This window comes from Vibrio breoganii (genome assembly GCF_024346795.1).
GTDB classification, from domain to species: Bacteria; Pseudomonadota; Gammaproteobacteria; order Enterobacterales; family Vibrionaceae; genus Vibrio; species Vibrio breoganii.
Window position 1 is genome coordinate 1,935,876 of record NZ_AP024864.1, and the last position, 16,514, is coordinate 1,952,389.

The 16,514-nt window shown below is 41.3% G+C and carries 16 protein-coding genes, 1 other RNA gene and 2 pseudogenes; 4 read left to right on the forward strand and 15 right to left on the reverse strand.

The genetic code is table 11. From position 1 onward, the window contains the following. Nucleotides 1–949 precede the first annotated feature (949 nt). The 3 genes and pseudogenes from OCU35_RS08965 to OCU35_RS08975 form a co-directional block, all read right to left on the reverse strand. A complete protein-coding gene (locus OCU35_RS08965) occupies nucleotides 950–1,306 on the reverse strand; it encodes a hypothetical protein (RefSeq protein WP_261825222.1) in 357 nt (118 codons plus the stop codon). A gap of 247 nt (nucleotides 1,307–1,553) precedes the next feature. Further along, nucleotides 1,554–3,074, reverse strand: a complete 1,521-nt coding sequence (locus OCU35_RS08970; RefSeq protein WP_261825223.1) for an ISNCY family transposase — start codon at nucleotides 3,072–3,074, stop codon at nucleotides 1,554–1,556. Between the two features lie 347 nt (nucleotides 3,075–3,421). Then, a pseudogene (locus tag OCU35_RS08975) lies at nucleotides 3,422–3,577 on the reverse strand (IS5/IS1182 family transposase); the annotation flags it as partial. Nucleotides 3,578–3,957: 380 nt separating this feature from the next. On the opposite strand from OCU35_RS08975, the gene OCU35_RS08980 reads away from it, so the two are divergent. Beyond that, on the forward strand, nucleotides 3,958–4,761 hold the full coding sequence (locus OCU35_RS08980; protein ID WP_261825224.1) for a hypothetical protein: 804 nt from the start codon (nucleotides 3,958–3,960) through the stop codon (nucleotides 4,759–4,761). A gap of 74 nt (nucleotides 4,762–4,835) precedes the next feature. On the opposite strand, the gene OCU35_RS08985 is transcribed toward OCU35_RS08980, so the two are convergent. From OCU35_RS08985 to OCU35_RS09010, 6 genes are all read right to left on the reverse strand, one after another. After that, on the reverse strand, nucleotides 4,836–4,994 hold the full coding sequence (locus OCU35_RS08985) for a hypothetical protein (RefSeq protein ID WP_261825225.1): 159 nt from the start codon (nucleotides 4,992–4,994) through the stop codon (nucleotides 4,836–4,838). Nucleotides 4,995–5,050: 56 nt separating this feature from the next. Continuing rightward, entirely contained in the window at nucleotides 5,051–5,572 is a 522-nt protein-coding gene (locus OCU35_RS08990; RefSeq protein WP_261825226.1) for a hypothetical protein, read from the reverse strand. Then, nucleotides 5,573–5,980: a nucleotidyltransferase domain-containing protein gene (locus OCU35_RS08995; protein WP_261825227.1), complete on the reverse strand. Its 408-nt coding sequence runs from the start codon at nucleotides 5,978–5,980 to the stop codon at nucleotides 5,573–5,575. Nucleotides 5,981–6,447: 467 nt separating this feature from the next. Further along, a complete protein-coding gene (locus tag OCU35_RS09000; RefSeq protein ID WP_261825228.1) occupies nucleotides 6,448–7,260 on the reverse strand; it encodes a hypothetical protein in 813 nt (270 codons plus the stop codon). A 785-nt stretch (nucleotides 7,261–8,045) separates the two neighbouring features. Then, on the reverse strand, nucleotides 8,046–8,207 hold the full coding sequence (locus OCU35_RS09005) for a hypothetical protein (RefSeq protein WP_261825229.1): 162 nt from the start codon (nucleotides 8,205–8,207) through the stop codon (nucleotides 8,046–8,048). Nucleotides 8,208–8,615: 408 nt separating this feature from the next. Further along, nucleotides 8,616–8,786, reverse strand: a complete 171-nt coding sequence (locus tag OCU35_RS09010) for a hypothetical protein (RefSeq protein WP_261825230.1) — start codon at nucleotides 8,784–8,786, stop codon at nucleotides 8,616–8,618. A 352-nt stretch (nucleotides 8,787–9,138) separates the two neighbouring features. Here OCU35_RS09010 and OCU35_RS09015 point away from each other — a divergent pair, with 352 nt between their 5' ends. Then, the gene (locus OCU35_RS09015; protein ID WP_261825231.1) at nucleotides 9,139–9,888 is read left to right on the forward strand and encodes a DUF4403 family protein; all 750 of its coding nucleotides are present in this window, start codon (nucleotides 9,139–9,141) and stop codon (nucleotides 9,886–9,888) included. Nucleotides 9,889–9,899: 11 nt separating this feature from the next. Further along, on the forward strand, nucleotides 9,900–10,598 hold the full coding sequence (locus OCU35_RS09020; RefSeq protein WP_261825232.1) for an EcsC family protein: 699 nt from the start codon (nucleotides 9,900–9,902) through the stop codon (nucleotides 10,596–10,598). Here OCU35_RS09020 and OCU35_RS09025 read toward each other — a convergent pair. The 5 genes and pseudogenes from OCU35_RS09025 to OCU35_RS09045 form a co-directional block, all read right to left on the reverse strand. Next, on the reverse strand, nucleotides 10,586–10,954 hold the full coding sequence (locus OCU35_RS09025; protein ID WP_261825233.1) for a hypothetical protein: 369 nt from the start codon (nucleotides 10,952–10,954) through the stop codon (nucleotides 10,586–10,588). The genes OCU35_RS09020 and OCU35_RS09025 overlap by 13 nt on opposite strands. Nucleotides 10,955–11,697: 743 nt before the next feature. Beyond that, nucleotides 11,698–11,797: pseudogene (locus tag OCU35_RS19215) on the reverse strand (type IV pilin protein); the annotation flags it as partial. Nucleotides 11,798–12,301: 504 nt separating this feature from the next. Continuing rightward, nucleotides 12,302–14,473: a site-specific integrase gene (locus OCU35_RS09035; RefSeq protein WP_261825234.1), complete on the reverse strand. Its 2,172-nt coding sequence runs from the start codon at nucleotides 14,471–14,473 to the stop codon at nucleotides 12,302–12,304. 206 nt (nucleotides 14,474–14,679) lie between these two features. Further along, nucleotides 14,680–14,776: signal recognition particle sRNA small type (ffs, locus tag OCU35_RS09040), an RNA gene on the reverse strand. 113 nt (nucleotides 14,777–14,889) lie between these two features. Then, on the reverse strand, nucleotides 14,890–15,624 hold the full coding sequence (locus tag OCU35_RS09045) for a VP0952 family biofilm-associated protein (RefSeq protein WP_017031029.1): 735 nt from the start codon (nucleotides 15,622–15,624) through the stop codon (nucleotides 14,890–14,892). 59 nt (nucleotides 15,625–15,683) lie between these two features. Between OCU35_RS09045 and OCU35_RS09050 the strand changes: the two genes are divergently transcribed. Further along, nucleotides 15,684–15,986 carry an MGMT family protein gene (locus OCU35_RS09050; protein WP_017031030.1) on the forward strand — a complete coding sequence of 101 codons (303 nt, stop codon included), beginning with the start codon at nucleotides 15,684–15,686 and terminating at the stop codon, nucleotides 15,984–15,986. A gap of 53 nt (nucleotides 15,987–16,039) precedes the next feature. Here the strand turns inward: OCU35_RS09050 and OCU35_RS09055 are convergent, their stop codons facing one another. Then, nucleotides 16,040–16,486, reverse strand: a complete 447-nt coding sequence (locus tag OCU35_RS09055) for a YbaY family lipoprotein (RefSeq protein ID WP_017243359.1) — start codon at nucleotides 16,484–16,486, stop codon at nucleotides 16,040–16,042. Between the last annotated feature and the right edge of the window lie 28 nt (nucleotides 16,487–16,514).

Here is a 16,514-nt window from a genome sequence, read left to right on the forward strand (position 1 = left end):
CTGGTCGCTCAGAGAGTAATAAAAACGCCAAAACAACCGTTCCCCGGGCATATCGATCACTCAGGGAACAATAAACCGCTTGGCTATTAGAGCTTTCACCTCCGAGCGATCAACCAGGGGATAATAAAAACACCTTACTTTCAGTGTCTTAGCTGTATCGATCATTCAAGAAACAATAAACCGCCTAGTTATTGGACATCAATCTCCGACCGTTCGTTCGGGAATGGAAGAAACCGCCAAACCTTCTGTCCTTTGGCTTTAGCGATCACTCAGGGAACAATAAACCGCTCGGCTATTGAGCCTTAATCTCCGATTGAATCGCTTATGGAACATTAAACTTCGTAGTTATTGATAGTTGATCTTGGACTTATCCACGTTAAGAGTATTAGCAAAACTAAGTCATGTGCCAGAGCATCAGAGAACAGGCTCAATTGACGCTGGAACACAATGGGGCAGAGTGTGCCAGGAGGTCACTTAGTTGGATGGCAATGACATGTTCGAGCGTTTAGGTTGTAGTAGAGACCGATGTAATGCCTCTAAAGCTAACATAAGTGATGAAGTACCTAAAACTGTGAACTGCGCCGAAGCGTATCTCTCGTCGCATTCAGAATTAGGACAAGCTTAACCATACTTATCATCATGTTTGAGCACCAGAGGTGAGAAATGAACCTAGATTCGTTTTTATGTACTAAATGCAACAATCGATACGAGTGGTTAATAGGGGAGCAAATTGTTATTTGTATTTGTGGACACACTATTTTTTTAGCCTAGAAAGATGATGCTTAGATAAGTCCCTCACTCACGACTCATAGACAACATTATCAGCCCATATTGGGACCTGTTTTTATATAATAATTGCGACCACAGGCTCATTAGTTCGAAGATGGACAAAGACCATTTTATTAGCTGTTTGTCTTATCCCTGAGCCTTGGCCATTTAAAGCCATCTTCTATTTAATCGCCGCTATCTTCGAGATCAGATCTTGGCTCACGCCCTCTCCTATTTGAGTCAAAAGATAGCGGTTCGGGAATGACTGAAGACGTTCATCAGTGGCAATATCACCGCAAAAATACCAGCCTGCATCTAACGCTTCAGCATGAACAAGCGCGAGTCTTAGAGGGTCTCTGTCATCCAGCCTTAAAGCTAGATCAACATTAGGCGCTAACTCAGATTCATCAAGTAGATTGTGCTTAATTAGTAGCTCTCTCGTGTATCTGTCACCTGTCGGATATAACAGTAGATGAGCTGAAACTGCAGCATCAGCAAGCTTTCTGATTCCCTTCCTATCCGGCTCTACATTCGTCATAAAAGTATCCCTGCCAACAAATGATAATTGAGATTCATACGCCTTACGTACGTCATGATTTTTACTCAAATAGGTACTCGAATATAGGAGGGTATGGGGATCAAAATAGAGGATTCTCACTTGTGTCTCCTTAATTAAATTCGACCTTGATGGCTACCTATTGTCATTACTGAGGGATCTTGACGGGATAAGTACCAACCGATTCTGTCATGCTCTTACATTTTAGTCTCGATTGATACTTCTCGCCTTACACGTCGATATTCAGTGATTGTGATTTTTTAATCCTAAGCTCTCTAGTGCTGAGGTTTTCTTCCTTCCAGATGTTTTTAATCGTACCAATACTCACAGTGATATCGTGTTGTTTTAGCTCCATCGTGAGTTGCATCAAAGTCAGGTGTGGGTTCTGCAACGTCAGCTCAATAATCTTGTCTTCTGCATACTCTGGTATGCGATTCTTACTGCGGTTTAGGGGCTTATTGATCCGCTTCAGCCCCATAGGCCCTTCCTCAGCCATAATTTTCTGATAGGTGTACAGGGATTGACGGGAACAACCAAGGATACGGGCGGCTTTAGAGAAACTACCGAGCTGTTCAACGAGCTCTAGTGCTTCTATTTTTCGCTGAACCTCCTTGCCATATTCACTGCATTTACGAGGCTCAACCAGCTCCGTAATATCTAATCGGCGGTGGCCAAAATAAGCGGAGAATGTGCCGTCGAACTGACATCGGATCTCTATTTTTTGATTTTCAATGGAGTAGCGGATTGGCGAGTCGATAACATACCTTTTGTTGTCAAAGCCGAACGTGTGATCGCGTCGTATTGTTCGATACTCTTTCTGCACGCAGATGCTATTCAGATCCAAGTTAGGTGGTAAGCGCTTGAAAGCAGAGCGAGAACTTTTGGGTTGAACTCGAACCTTTTTATCCCAGTAATTAGGGATGAACTCTTCTTGTAGATAACGATTTGCGCTCTCCATGTCGATGATTTTGCGTACTCGTAACTCTGGTACGAGCCTATCTTGGAAGGTATCGAATGATCGTTCGATACGCCCTTTCCCTTGTGGTGAGTTTGCAAAGATAATTTCGATACCGAGCTCGTCACAAGCTCGTTGCATCTGAGAGAAGTTACTTCGCTTGGGACCACCGAAGATACCCGCTCTATCGACGTAGAGTGTCTTAAATACCCCTCGTTTCTCAATATAAGCTCTCATCACCCTCATACAGCCCTCGGTGGTCTCAGAGGGGAAAAACTGAGCATGAATATCACTGGTGGCGTCATCAATCATAGCGATCAAACAAGATTTCTCATCACCAAACCAGCGGTGAGGGCTCCCATCCATTTGAAGCATTAATCCCGGTAATTCCATACGCTCTCGATACTTTCTGACTCGACTTCTGCGTCGCTTTGCACGTTTAACATGATGGATATCGTGAGCCCAAGAGCGTAAGGTCTCACGCTTAATGGCGATACCTTCGTTCTTTCTTAGGACTTCAGAAAGATGCTGCAGATTGAAATCGAAGTACTTGGTTTGTATGAGGTTTTGGACTTCTTTCTTGAGCGATTCTGGGATTTTATTGGCTGGAGAACGCCCTCGATTTCCATGAATGATGAAGCGAATACCTTCTTTCCGATATCGACTAAGGTAACGTTCAACAGTTCTCCGAGACTTGTTGAGCAAAGTAGTAGCACTGTTGATGCTGATTTTTCCATCGACAATTTTACAGATAATATCGACAGTAAATTGGGATTTAGAATCCATATAGAACATCCTTCGCTCCCTCTAAAGCTCCATTGATTACTTTAAAAGGTAAGCTAAATGAGTTCCGTCAGAATCCCTCGGTAGTTAACGTAATGACAAAGTCGCTTGGTAATTAAGGTACGACAGAATCCCTTGGTGATCACACTTGATGGCTACCTATTATAACTCAGAAATGGACAAAAGTGAGTTACACACTTTCCTAAATTATCAGTTCACGGATTACTTAGGGTATTGCAAATACCTCTAACCTCGTGGGGCTTTGTTGCGTAATTCAGATAGAAACCTAAATCGCCTGAAGTTGACTAATTGCTAAACAGTATAATTTGTTTCAGGCATACCAAGTTCTGTAAGCTTGTTATAGCTAAATTTCGAGGGTGCCCTTGTTCCCAGAAGGCAACGTCTTCTCTTGGTGGAATAAGTATAACTGCTCGCTTGATTCGGATAGCATCATGACAGTTCCTTGCATCGTAAGCACCATCTCCTGATATTTCAATGATGCGTCGAAGTGTCTGGTTAGTTTGTTTCCACTCTCTAATAGTGTCTTCATCAATCAAAAGGTGAGCGAACCACGGTTGATTAAGGCTTAATTATACTGTTTTTAATTATTGCTTTGTAACGAGACATTTACATATAATTACGATAATTAACTTATGTTGTCGGTCAGATCGTAAGTTCTAGATTTAGTTCCATCGAATTACGCAGCACAGCCTCAACTAGTTCCTAGCCACCTCCTTTACTAAATGTCAATTATGCACAACCCCTCAGAATGCTAAGCTAAACCCTAGCTTGGACTATTAAGAGAGCCTCATCACATTCATGATCATGCAAGTTACCTATAGTCATTAGAGTTAACACCTACAGGAACAACCCAACGTAAAAGGATTTACAACGCATGATGAAGACGATCACCCTCTTGTTACCTATCGCAATATTCATTGCTGGATGCAGCACTACACCACCTCCCACTCCGCAACGCACAGAGCTGCAGTACAGCACCAAACTGGCCAAAGAGGTAAAAGCCCTTAACACCAAACTTGAGCAGCAGTTAGGCCCAAACCACCCTGCCAGCGGACTTGTCGTAACCAGTAAATCGCTCAAGACATTCTGTGCGACTCGCCATGGATTAGCGACTTATTACTTTGATTACTCTGCAGGCTGGGATGAGAACGGTAAGTACGCCGGTATCTTACAAGGTGGATACAACATACTGGATGATCGCGGGATGTTTGTGAGTTATGAGCGCGATAATATTGGACAAAACTGCCAAATCTCCATTCCGGGATGGGTTGAACTCACAGACAGTATGCTTGAGGAAGCATACGAACTCGTGGAGGCGAAAAAGAAAGCAGACAAAGAAGCGATAGCCCGCGCTAAACGTGAGAAATTCAACAAAGAAAACCCTCACATTGTAAAGCTAAGAGACCTAGGCTCTGACGTATACAGTTTAGATCAATGCGCCTATTACGGCCTAATCAGCCAACAGACCTCTCAATATATCGTCGCAGACAAAATTAAAAAAACTAAGCAAGAGCTTGGAAAGAAATACGACGCTGACGTAGTTCATAGTCGCTACAAATACGACAAATCAAAAATGGATTTAGCCAACTCCATGATCGGTAATACTCAACAAGTACCTTTTTTATTGCCGAATATCTGCGATCGCCTTGTAGAGCCGTATGCTAAGGCGCGGTTCTAATACACTCCGAACTAAAAAACTCTCCGAACCAACCAACGGCACGGAGAGTTTTTTTCTAGGATTGAACGTTTCTATTAAACTAAAGTATCTTTATAGAGATTCGCCTCTGTAACCGGTATCAAATCATCCACCTTGGCAAGAACGCTATTTACATCCGACACACCCGTTTCGATTTTATGGATACCATGCTCTCGAACCGATACCCACCCGATACTTTCGATGTACTCAATCATTTTGGCCAAATCCATCGAGCGAAGACGTGAAATTTACTTAGTTGCCTTGTGGAATGCTACTCACACCATACATCACAAGTTTCATTGCGTTCTAGATTCAGTAACTCAGCGCTTGTACATACTCCATTCGGGCTACCGTCAAGAAACTTCACTCGGTCACCTTCATTCCAGCCCAAACAGTATATTTTGGCTTCGAATTTCTCTCCATTAATGATGAATAGCTCATCATTGTGCGCTACTTCTATTTCGTAGTACTCGCCAGATGTGGTTCTACTACTCCCAACTTCAACTTGCATGACTATGTTACAGCCATGGTCTTTCCATATTTTAGAGTCCATCAAAGCCATTGAACGTTTGCTCATGAGGTTGGCATCATTTTGCAAGCACTCCATATTTAAACTGCAATTCATGTTCATTTTTGAAGTAACTTCTTTAGAATAAAGCTTTAAACAATAATTTTTGCTGCTTTGATAATGGCTCCAATCAGTAAAGCCTAGTTGTTTTGCAGCAATATCTAGGTCCGAGTTCGCATGTGCAGCACCAGTCAAACACGCAAACAGGATAAATAGTTTCTTCATTTAGTAAACCTTAACAGCTTTCAGTGTTTGCTCAATGAACTGACCCATATTTGACATTCCCTCGCTTTCTGCCTCAAGATCTGGAATCCATTTTGTTCCGTTATAAGTTGCATCATTTCCCCATTTAATTTCCCATTTCCACTGTTGTAGCGAACCAGCTTTGGGATTGCCGTAAGGCTTTGAAAATTCATCACCAATAACAATTAGCAAATCGATTTCGTCGCAATGAAAAGAAATATCCGTTTTCACTCTATTGAAAGTGTTGATATCCCCAAAAACAAGTAAGTCCCAATCCGAACAAGATTTAGCATTGCCATTTGCTCTTGAGCCAATTAACCAAATAGCTTCTATTTCGGGAGACTTCTCGGTTAACCGCTCAATATATTTCTTAATCTTTGGAGCAAGCATGAACCACCTTGATAATACTTGATATATTAATAGTGCAACGTCTCAAATAAACCTGCTGCTATATTGTAGACGTTATTTTACGAAAAAATTTGAACTGTAAGGTGAAGATCCATAAAAATGAGACGGTGCACTAACTCAATCCCATTATCGCTGCTTAAATCAACTTGTAACGTATTGATAGTTTTGTATATATTTCATCCTTACGACAAAGACAGAAGTATAAATGAGGCTGTTTTCTATAAATTTGTGACAACGTTCATTAATCCTGTGCATATTTTGATTATCTAAGCAGTCTTTAATGTTCCAAAGGCATTAGTTTTTTTATCACAAAATATTTGGCTAACTACATATTCCTCATTGAACTAAACGCACAATGGGGCAAAGGCTTGTTACAGCCATGTTGTACGCTCTGATTGTAACTCGACATCAAAGGTATCAGATTAAGTATGGTTCACTATAGCTAACAATTAGTTATCTAGCTTTCGCCAGTGGTGTTTTCCATCTGCTCCCAATGAGGCTATGCCTCGCGTTACAGTTATTGGTTCTTCAATTAAGCGTTTAGTTTCAATTATTGAGCTAATATCACTTATGTCACCAATATCTAGCTCTAGCGCTCCACTTGCGTTTAGCAGTGAGTCTTTTGCCCCCAGTACAAACCTATACTCACTTTGCCAAACATAGTGCTTATCTTTAATAAACAGTCCAATTTTCCCTTTATGTTTGGACAGTTTCTTATAGTCCACAATACCGCAGCCTCCATCCATGTAGTCGTTAACAAAGAAGCCATCGACTCGATTTATAGCGTCAGAATATCGCTCAAAAAATTTTTCTGGTTGATTAATGACTAATGTATGTGAACCAAACTTTTTCATTCTTCTATCCATATAATATTTATCTCCTTTTAGGTGACGAATGTTCCCTTGCTGGTCTTCACCTATACAAGTCATACAGAAAATGAAAGTGTTTTGGGGTGATGGAACTCCCATAGAAACGTTTGTTCCTTTAGGCAAATCTACTTCACCAAAAGACGGATGACTCAAGGTGATCTCTACTCTGTGATTATTGCGTACGACTCCCGTTTGAAATTGCGCAAAAGTAGACTCCAACTCATCACTGCGAACCTTTGCGCCATCCTCTCCTTTTAGATTGCTAAAATAATCTATATTATTCATATAGATAAGACCTTTCTGCATCTGTTTCAATCGTTCTAGAGGTGCTACTTTCATGAGTAGCCAATATTGCTTTACAGGTTGATGTTCGTGTTGAAACAGTTCAAGCATTATCGCCCCTTATTCAGCATCTGTTGTATTCTGCCCTTGTGACCTTATTTCATATTGAATCATTCAAAAAACTAAGGCAACAGAAAGGTTTGAAGAGATCATGCAAGTTGGAAACTAAAACGTTATGGGGCATTTCTGTGTTAAGCGCCCCGTCAGCACACCTTTGGATAAGAGTGATTTAGCAAAATTGTAGGTGTCCAGTATTTTTCTTCTTTATAAGCGTGAAGAAAAGTTTGATGTTATGAGAGTTGCTACGAAACATATTCGACAAGCTGATTGAAACAGAATCGGAGGTGCCATACTAATAGAAATCTAGGAGATATTTATGAGTATTCACAATCTAGTGTTTTTTAAATGCAAGAACGATGACGAGTGGCTAATTGGTAGAGACATCGCAATTTGTATATGTGGTGAAGGTGTTTTTTTCGCTTGAATTCTGCAGCTACAATTGAAAAGTCACTCCAATGCTCTCAACTGAATTTTTGTCCCGATGCCCAATGTAACACGTCTGGACAAAGACGTGTTAGAATAGTAACACTAAGGCGCTAATGCCCCGATCGGAGCCCTAAAGCCCGCAATTGAAACAAAGTTAAAGAAAAATAAAACTGCGACTTTGTTAAGTCAACATTAGTCACATACATTGGGAACTGGAAAAACCGAGCCCTTAGTGACCAAAATAACTCAGCCACTAAACCTAATCTCTTGCGTAACCAGAATGGTGAAGTTACAGATAAAATAAATCCCTCCGTAGAGAGCCTATGCCGTTTATTGCGCCATCTATCTGTTTAAGGTTTGTTGGGATTCTTAAACTTAAAACCTGATAGATCTTGATGATCTCTATCATTATTTATCTTTGCCGTGTTGCCCTGTCTTAGGTAAGGTTTAACATATCCTTTTAAACGTTGTTCTTCTGCTTCTTTCTTTAATTTTCTCATTGTAGCGCTCATCAGCGGGACCTTCTGTCGTTGTTAGATAAATGATGGTGAAGATCTGTAGTCTCTTGTACTACTGGACCTCCGTGAGAACCACCATATTGATATAAAGACCAACTAGAAACTTCACTGTCTCCTATCTGACCGATATATATAGCGAACGTTCCATCGGTGATTTACCTGCAACGCACTGTGTGGGTAATGCAAGCCGTAATAGTGTTACCATTCAGCGAGATGCTCATCTAAGCTTGTCAGTTCGATGTCTACTGTTGAGTAAAACTCACATTTGTTCCGAACCAAAGCATAAAAACCGGAATCGCAAGAGGGCTCTAGACAGAAATCAATCATCAATACTAGCTCAGTTGACCGAGATTAAAGCGCTCTGGGTTACCAGTCACGATTAGTAAACCTTGCTTTCTTTCTCTAGTTCAATCCCCAGATCTTACGAAGAGCATCGCGCGCTTCCTTCTCTGTTACTGTTTTAGGCTTTGTAGTGAAGTGCCCACTACCTCGACAAGCGAAGCATTGACCGTTTTGAATGTGCTTGTATACCTTGATAAAGCCCTTACCACTGCAGCGGTTACAAGTACTCATTAAATCTCTTCCTAAATCAATGCCCCTTCCCTTATCTAGGTAAGGGCTAATGGGCTAATCAAAGTCATTAGATAATAAGATTTTAATCAAAGGTGATTCAGGACAGAAATGCGTTGTTGTTATCTCTGGTATTCGATTGGAGTATAGGTTTGAGAAAGCACTTTATTTATATTCACGCGCACAAGTTAGTTTCCCTTGTCTGTGACGCATAATGGTAAGAATACGTTTGTATTATTCGGTATTATTTCTACAGAAGTGCCAAACTATTCATCTCTCACGTTACTTCATTTTATTACCAGATCTATTGGCACCAGAGACTATCAAACAACAACAAACTTAGGATAATTGTTTCATGTGCCAGACAACTACATTATCGATTTCTAGTCTGATTGACTTAAAATATATAGCGAAATTCGTCAACGAATCAGTGCCAAAAAATACTACTAAGACATTAAAAGATGCTATCAATGTAAAAACTCTTGGCTTAAAGACAAAGATCAAATTTGAGCTCACCATAAACGCAGCACTGTACTCGTCAATTCGTTTTGAATCATCAACTAAAGGTTTGATTGCATCTATACCTCTCGACCTAAAAGTAAGAGTAAAGAGTTCAAGCCTTGCTGACAGTCGGACCACCGTTCGAGCTAGAGTTATGGTCAAGGTATTTACTTCTATTGCAATGAATAGTGATTGGACTCATTCGTTCGACTACCGTTTGGACTATCAGTGGGAGAGCAAACCTGAAATTAAACTCTTTAAAAAGATAAAATTGAGACTGACACAACGCTTGGAACCTGAAATCGATAAACATATTAAGGGTCTTGAGCCTATCATTGCAAAACTCATCGATAGTCTTGATATAAAATCAAAAGTAGGTCGAGCATGGGAACTGGCACATCAACCCAAACTTATTAATGAAGCACCTAACGCATGGTTAACTTGTACTCCAAAATCTATAAGCTTTTCTGGCTTTGAGTATTTGCAAAATTCAATAAAAGTGAATATAGCATTACAAGGTGATGTATTAGTTGTTTTACAAGAAATGGCACCAAAATCGACAATGCCTTTCGCCCTTCCCTCTCTTCAAATTCAAACAAGCTAAGAGAAGAATAAATGGCTCGCAAATTAATATCACACAATACAATAATGACCGCACTGGATTGGTCTTACGACAAAGCAGTTAATGGAGGTCTTGGCTTAGACTCAGCTGTAGAGTTAGCGGAAAGCTACCTTGAAGATGATCAATCTTCCCTGTACGACCAAGTAACTTCATTAATTCGATGGCAAAATACCAAGTCCGCCACATCAGGATTCGTAACAGGTTTAGGTGGTATTATCGCACTTCCAATATCAATCCCTACCAATATAACTAGTGTCATATTTGTTCAGGTACGCATGATAGCGGCTATTGCACATATGTCTGGGTACGACTTAAACGATGATAAAGTAAAAACTATGGTGTACGCCTGTCTCACTGGAAACGCTATAAAAGAGCTTCTAAAAGATGTAGGTATGGAACTTGGAACCAAATTAGCTATAAGTGCTATTAGCGGTATTTCAAGTAAAACCATCACTTCTATCAATCAGAAAGTTGGCTTTCGACTCTTAACTAAGTTTGGAGAGAAAGGCGTGATCAACTTAGGCAAAGCTGTCCCGTTTGTTGGCGGGGTAATTGGTGGTTCAGTAGACTTATATACTACGAACAAAATAGGGAATATTGCTCGAGATATTTTTTGTTCTGTTGGTGAACAAGTCGAGGATACAAAATGCAACAGCTTTCAAGCCAACAAACTAGTTTCTCACACCAAATAACCAGAATAAGCCTTTGTATATTTTGTTTTTTTGAACGTAGGCATAACTAAACTCCATTCATCAAACTCACTAAATTCAAACTGAAAGCTTACATCCTCAAACTTAATCAATAGCTTGTCTCCAGACTTCGGGTTGTAATCAAAATCAAAGCAATTCTTTTCATTCAATTTACTAAGAACTTCAGACTCAGATACTGTTGCCGGTTTAAATGCAAAAGAACCTACTGCAGTTGGTAAATTATTGCTTTTACGTTCCTCTTGTACTTCATTTTTTGAAAAAAGCACCCAATGTGGCTTGGAAGTGTCCACATCCTCAGTGCATGTACATAGTCGTATCTCATCGCCAAACTTGCACATACCTCTTCCTTACTAATCTATTTTTGTCACAAGAAAACTGCTTAGACCTCAGTTCACTAGACATTGCACTGTTCAGAAAACTTTAAGTCTATAAATGATAGTTGATGTGTACCCTGAATTGAACGCTAACACGCAAAAGGGAAACCCATTTTAATGTAACCATCCTAGTTTGCTTTTGTTCCCTTCCGAATCTGAAAACCCGGAATCGTAAGAAGGTTCTGGACATAAATGAGCTACAGCTTTCGCTAAACTTGCCGTTAACGGATTAGCCGAGGTATTGCAAAACCACTAATGTAGTGGCCACACTTATTCAGCCACTACATGCAGACAAACTTGGTCGCTGTTTGGGTTTGCTACCGTTTAACAATCTTCTGTATTAATCAGCACTCGCGGGCGAACACCTTCTGTAGAAGCTCTTTCATACTGAATATGACAAAGGAAACTTTGGTCATGCTCACCAAAGTCGGCAAGGTATATGCGAGTATTCCAATTACCTTTAACATCATAATCATCCTCCAATACCCACTCCTTCCCTTCAAAACCCTCAACAAACTCTTTTAATGTCTCGTCGTCTGCTCTCATATAACCGTAGGTGATTTGAGTTCCTGGATATCCAATTTCAGTGCCATCTAAATCTTCTTCCGTCTCTACTCCTTCAATAGCCGTTTTGCTATAGACTAAACTATTCGCATCTTGAATCGCACCTATTGCACCTTCTAGCGCAGCAATTCTTGAATCAATTTGTAAATCTAAAAATCTTGGCATTGCCGTTACGGCTAAAATACCTAAAATCACGATGACTACAACCAATTCAATTAGGGTAAAACCTTTATTTTTTGACATAAAAATCAAAGCCTTGTAAATAGAATTAACAAATAAGCTACTTGAATTTTCGACATAAAAACTCAAAGTGGGAGGGGATCATAACTTGTCCAAAAAGTAAGCTGAAATTACACCTAGACATACCTAATATAACTACACGTAATTTAGTGTGTGTGATTGTAGTGACACACTGAAATTGGCCACATTGTTAGAATTCTAGGTATGAGGAAAAGTAAGTTAAATTGCAGGGTTTGAAACTGAGTTCAATCCCTCTCTAGCTCACAATGGGGCACAAACATTTTAGAAATCCCGGATTCTGGAGTTATTCATCTCCAAAACCGAAAACATCTTTGCTACTCATACGAAAAGTTCATAACACGATACCTTTACAACCCCAAGCACCGCAGCAAGCCCTAGGGATTACGGACTAAATCTTTCTAAAGTGGAATGATTGCCTAACATTCCTTAGAAAGAAATTAAGTAAGCATTCATTTGCATGGCTTACATCCTCAAAGTAAACCTGTATTAATTGCTTTCAGACTTCATAGCTCGATACTTCTCTCTGTGTTCTTTATGGTATCTCAGATAATTCCCTTCAAAAAATGGGACAATGTGCTCTGGGAAACCATCGTATTCGAGCTTTTCAAGTTGCTCGACAAGCAGCTCTAATGCCACTTTATTTCCGTATGTATCAAAGGTAATGGATGCGTTGGTATGGCCTACTAACGCCTTAACTACAGGCTGCTTATCTCCCACGTGATCCTTGAAAAATCCAACACAGTTATGGCGCAAACTGTAAAACGATTTCTTTTCCGGCTTTATAGAGTATGCGCCTTTGAACGTACGCGAGAACCAGTCCCCCGCATTTTTAAAATACTTATCATTTTGATGGTAACTGAGTTCTGGGAATATTCGTTGCTCTGGTTCGAAGAGGTTTACATAGTCAAGAAAACCAAGCTCGATCAATAGACTGTGCACCGGCACTTTTCTTCTAGAATGAGCATTTTTGATGTGTTGATCTTCTCTCTTGTCATCCACGTTTATATAAGGGATACCAAACTCGTAGATAATGTCATCTCGATAAAGCTGCGCCCCTTCATTTCCGCGGATCGCATTAAACAACGTTAATAAAGGGAGCCAATACTGATAAGGGCAAGCCATTTTTGTACGGCTGTTAATGCCGAGTTGACCTTTTGAGAACACCTCGTGACCAAACACCATTTTTAAATCTTCGGCATTCATCGCAAAGCGATCCTCGCTTGAGTTTTGCCCATCCAATTTCTTTTTGATGATGCCTTTCCAATTGTTCTGAATACCATCGGCGTCATAAAACTCAGATGCCCAATTATAAATCGTCGACGTTGAGCCGAAATAATCGCTTGCGGTTTTTTGTGCCAATGTTTCTATCGGATCATCTAAAGACGCGTTAATTCCTGGCCATTCTTGCCTTAAGTGGCCCTCAAATAACGCTTGATGCTCTGTTTTAAGTGGGTCTTTAGGTAGTGATATCACGAGACTGGCGACGTCAATTGCGAGCCCCCTCGTGGCTTTGCGAACATCCACAATGCCAGCCAACTCATGTACTGCTCGACAGCGTTTCAGTTTACGCTTGAGCGTTTTTTTAAATGAATTTGAGACTTTCTTTTTTGAGCTCAATGCCTTTAATTTAATCTGCTCTTCTTCATAGGCTGTCAGTATCGTCTCAATATGATATTTCTCAGGGCACTCTGGTGGGTGTTGCGCACAATGTCCAGTTTCTACAGACGCCAAAGTTGATAACGTCTCCTCGTCTATCTTCCCTGCTAGATCAGAAGTACGCTCTTCATTTATCCACGGATCGCCTGCTGGCGGCGATTGATGCTCTTTTTCTACCAAGGGGGCAATGGAAGACTTGTCCCCTTTACCTGATTGATTGGCATGGAAACGATCGTCTGTCTCTTTCAATCCTTCTGACAACGTTGGCTCGCAAAGTCCTCCTGCTAACGTTTCTGTCATATCACAAATATCGTCTATTTTATCGCTGGTTTTTATTGGCTCCAGTTTCGCCATGGCCACTTTGTTAACTGATGGTTTGCCTTTAATGCTGAGTGCACTAGGTCTCACCGCATAGCTATAATCAAAATGTCCCCCATCCACAAACTCTTCGCTGAATAACAACAATGCAACCTGTTTATGAATTTGCCTTGCAACGTCTAAATTTAATGACTCTAAGGCACGACGTGCATCCAACCTTAACGCAAAGAGATTCGTCAATTTCAGCCACAACTGTTCGAGCGCCTTTTCACAAGGGGTACCGTTCGTAAACTGAACCTGTTGCATTATATTTTTGGTGCACTTAGAGGGGGGTAACGGAGAGGCATACACATCATTGACCGCTGAAAGCGAGGGGCTATGAGCCAAATCGATACGATACATTCCATTAGCAGGAAGTCCCTCTTTCTGCTGTATCTGGTTACGTTGGCGTAGCGTTTCTCGCTCAGCCGGATTATTTTCTAGCAAATCCAGTGCTTTGCCAATTGTTGAGTAACTCTCGTGAGTCAAACAACTCACAAGCTGACGTACCTGCGATAAGGTCATGGCGGAGCTGGGGCAATCGTAAGACGGTAAAGAATCCATTTGCGTTCTTATCTCTATTTCAAGTTCTAAGGCTTTAATTCGAGCCGCGTGTTTTGAAATAGAACCGAGTGAGGTTTTCACTTCGCGTCTAAATCCAAACAGTGGCCTAGCAAGCGGTGGGATCTGATATCGAAAGCGCCAGATTCCATTCGAGCTAAGAGAAAGATATCGCATAGTTTAGTACCAACGTTTAGTACCAATCTAAAATGAGTAACAACTCGCAAAAATAACTAAGGGAAAGTCTTTACTTTTCAGTGATTTGAGGGTATTTCGAAGGAGGTTGGGTGGAGACCCAGCCACATCCCGGCACACAAGTCATCCGCTGCGGCTGCTTCCTTCCGGATCTGACCGAGTTCACGAACTATTGTTGCGGGAGGACCAGGCCTCCATAGAGCATCTTCAACAAATAGCTTTGCTTAAAGAAGTGTGGGGATTATTCATCATCCCCTGAGTTTATACAAGCGCTTTTTCTGGCTTTGGTGCTAACCGTTGAAAGTTTAATCGCCAATTTCTTCATTTATGCGCAGGATGTAATCTGTCATCCAGATTGCACCCAAAATCAGTAGCCAAACCAGCAGTACGATTCCTTGTACATTTCCGCTTGGCATTGCAACCAATGAAGCGAACGCTGCGGTTGGCAGTGTCCAGCATTGCAGTTTAAGAAGCTTGGACTTGCTCTTCACCATGCTTTCCATAGAGAACATGATGCCGACAATCGTCAATGAGATAAGCGCGGCGTGAGTCATATCAGCCACCAACAAAGGCAGCACTAAGAAAAGAGCCCACCAGCCGTGCTTAGACGAGGTTTTCCACGAAACGGCCGCCAGCCAAATCATCGCCACACTGACCATTTGCAGTAGTGTGTAGATTGCCTCTCCGCTTAGCGCACCAATAACTTGGGAGTAGATAATCCCTGATTGCATGAACAAGAAAAACGAGAACACACCAAATCGAGCGCCAATGTTACAGCGCTTAGAAAACGCCACCATCAATAGAGGGAATAAGATCCACATCGATACTGAAAGTGCTGTAGGTTGATATGAGAGCGTGAAGCCGTATAGACAGAGGCCGACAAGTAGGAAAATGCCTGATGCACGTGAGCGCGAGATAATCCACAGTGCTGGGATAGCCAGAGCCAGAACGGGAACATTTCCCTGACTGACATCGATGGACTGAGCACATATAATGGCCAACAACGTGGTAATAAAGAACTGAACTGTAGAAAACATCATACTCGCCTCCTTGCGATTGCTGTTTTTATTCCTCAATTTATTTAACAGTCGATAACATTATGCAACAACTAAAATACAAAGTCTTTGCGGTAGTTCACCAAATTCCGCTAGGAATGGTCAGTACCTACGGAGATATTGCTAAATTTTCGGGCTATCCGGGTTACGCGAGGCAGGTAGGCGCCATTTTAAGTAATTTACCAGACGGCTCAGCCCTGCCATGGCATAGAGTAATCAACAGTAAAGGTGAGATTTCGCTTAAGGGTGAGGATTTGCAACGCCAGAAGTCACGGCTAGTTGAAGAGGGAATTGTCTTTAGTGCCACAGGAAAAGTGAAGTTAAGGCAGTTTCGCTGGCAACCCTAAGCCAAAAGCTTAGGATCGCCACTTTTTGTCAGATGTTAGTTAAATGTGAAAATTTAACGAACTCCGACTAATTGAATCGCCACGTCGTGAGTTTGTTCGATATCGGTAATCACTCTTACCGCAGTATCTGTGGTGAATCTAAGTTTGCCATCCACACGAATTTGCGCTCGAACATTGTAGGTGTGTCTAGGGTCAATATCCGCGCTGTTATAGCTGAGGCTAAAGCTAAACGGCACTTGCTTGCCCTCTGTGGTAAAGGTTTGAGTATCGAGAACCACAGCTTTCGCATCTGCCAGGGAGGTATCTTCAAGGGTCACCGTTACCTCGGCATTATCCGGCAAGGCTATTCTTTCTCTGTAGGCAAGAGTCCCTGTCACCTCAACCATTTCTGTGCTTTCTGCCATAGTCGCTTTCACTGCGTCACTCTCGGTTTGTGCACACCCTGATAGCAACACGCCCACTGCTGATGCCAACATCCAATTTCGTAAGTTCATGGTCATTGATTCTCTCTTATTTGTTGGGTTTTCC

Bases quoted from the DNA above. Each gene is read 5' to 3' on its own strand.
- OCU35_RS08980 (WP_261825224.1), top strand. From the start codon at position 3,958: ATGATGAAGACGATCACCCTCTTGTTACCTATCGCAATATTCATTGCT.
- OCU35_RS09005 (WP_261825229.1), bottom strand. From the start codon at position 8,207: ATGAGCGCTACAATGAGAAAATTAAAGAAAGAAGCAGAAGAACAACGT.
- OCU35_RS09055 (WP_017243359.1), bottom strand. From the start codon at position 16,486: ATGACCATGAACTTACGAAATTGGATGTTGGCATCAGCAGTGGGCGTG.
- OCU35_RS08985 (WP_261825225.1), bottom strand. From the start codon at position 4,994: ATGATTGAGTACATCGAAAGTATCGGGTGGGTATCGGTTCGAGAGCAT.
- OCU35_RS08970 (WP_261825223.1), bottom strand. From the start codon at position 3,074: ATGTTCTATATGGATTCTAAATCCCAATTTACTGTCGATATTATCTGT.
- OCU35_RS09025 (WP_261825233.1), bottom strand. From the start codon at position 10,954: ATGTGCAAGTTTGGCGATGAGATACGACTATGTACATGCACTGAGGAT.
- OCU35_RS09015 (WP_261825231.1), top strand. From the start codon at position 9,139: ATGTGCCAGACAACTACATTATCGATTTCTAGTCTGATTGACTTAAAA.
- OCU35_RS09000 (WP_261825228.1), bottom strand. From the start codon at position 7,260: ATGCTTGAACTGTTTCAACACGAACATCAACCTGTAAAGCAATATTGG.
- OCU35_RS08995 (WP_261825227.1), bottom strand. From the start codon at position 5,980: ATGCTTGCTCCAAAGATTAAGAAATATATTGAGCGGTTAACCGAGAAG.
- OCU35_RS09050 (WP_017031030.1), top strand. From the start codon at position 15,684: ATGCAACAACTAAAATACAAAGTCTTTGCGGTAGTTCACCAAATTCCG.
- OCU35_RS08990 (WP_261825226.1), bottom strand. From the start codon at position 5,572: ATGAAGAAACTATTTATCCTGTTTGCGTGTTTGACTGGTGCTGCACAT.
- OCU35_RS09020 (WP_261825232.1), top strand. From the start codon at position 9,900: ATGGCTCGCAAATTAATATCACACAATACAATAATGACCGCACTGGAT.
- OCU35_RS09045 (WP_017031029.1), bottom strand. From the start codon at position 15,624: ATGATGTTTTCTACAGTTCAGTTCTTTATTACCACGTTGTTGGCCATT.
- OCU35_RS08965 (WP_261825222.1), bottom strand. From the start codon at position 1,306: ATGACGAATGTAGAGCCGGATAGGAAGGGAATCAGAAAGCTTGCTGAT.
- OCU35_RS09010 (WP_261825230.1), bottom strand. From the start codon at position 8,786: ATGAGTACTTGTAACCGCTGCAGTGGTAAGGGCTTTATCAAGGTATAC.